The 1,222-nt window shown below is 50.6% G+C and carries 1 protein-coding gene; it reads left to right on the forward strand.

What is annotated here, in order from left to right; all coding sequences use genetic code 11:
* A partial coding sequence (locus tag V6D20_20235) for an acyl-CoA dehydrogenase family protein (protein HEY9818108.1) occupies window positions 1-1,222 on the forward strand: 1,222 nt, incomplete at both ends.

The following is a 1,222-nucleotide window of genomic DNA, read 5'->3' on the forward strand; positions in this document are numbered from 1 at the left end:
ATCTGAGAGCGATCGCCCTGACCTCCGCATCCTCCACCGGGATTCACAGCATGACCCACACAAAGACTTGGCAATCGGAACCCTATTGGGGACTTGGGTTTGATTTTGACCCTCAATGGCACCTGACGCCTGCACAACAAGCCTTGCAGGAGCAACTGATTGAACTCTGTGCGACGACCCTACGTCCGAATGCGATCGAGTCTGATCGTGGCTTAATCTATCCACGCAAAAACTTTGAAGCTCTAGCCCAACTGGGTCTCCTAGGGTTACTTGTGCCCCAGGAGTGGGGAGGTCTGGGCGAAAGCCATACCTGTGCAGCGATGGTCGTGGAAACCATTGCCCGTTACGGCTGCCCGAGTACGGCGATGTGCTACGTGATGCATTTGGGAGCAACAGCCGCTGCACTATTCCGCGCAGCAGATAATCTAGAACTCCAGTCTGTTTTGCAACGGCTGGATCGAGATGTCTTCATTGGAACCTTATCTTACTCTGATCCAGAAACCGGATCCCATTTTTGGTATCCGGTGTCGTCCCGTGCCGAGCGCACTCAGGATGGATGGTCGGTCTTCAAAAAAGCTTCCTGGACAACCTCAGCAGGTTTTGCTGATTGGTACATTGTGCAAACGAGCAGCCCAGATTTTAATGGCGATTATTCTGATTTATCTTGCTTCCTGATCTACAGCAACGAAGTACAGGCAGAGCCTCAAAAATGGGATGCCCTTGGTCTGCGCGGCAACCAGTCAGGAACGCTGTTGGTCGATGGCGTAACGGTACCTAGCGATCGCATGGTTGGCCCTAAGGGAGATGGAGCCTATTCCAACGATGAAATCGTCGATCCCTTTTTCCTGCTTTGTTCATCCTGCTGCTGGAATGGTATCGCTCTGGGCGCAATTGACATTGCTAAACGTCATACAACGCGCAAGAAGCATGTGGATGTAGGTATGCGCGTGGCAGATTATCCCACCATTCAGGACTATGTGGGTGAGGCGATTATGGATACGAATGCAGCTCGCTCATTCTCGTTTTCCATGGCTAAACTGATGGACGAGCTAACCAACAACTGTGATTGGTCAATTCATAGCCAAGATCCAAGTGCGTTACCCAGAGCAGCTCATCTGCATTGGTATTGGCAAATTAAGTTCATTGCTGCTAAAAACGTAGCCCATGTATGTGACAAAATGCTGCACGCTTGCGGTGGTACAGGGTTTAAGAAAGATTTAGA

This window comes from Candidatus Obscuribacterales bacterium, from assembly GCA_036703605.1.
Lineage (GTDB): Bacteria > Cyanobacteriota > Cyanobacteriia > RECH01 > RECH01 > RECH01.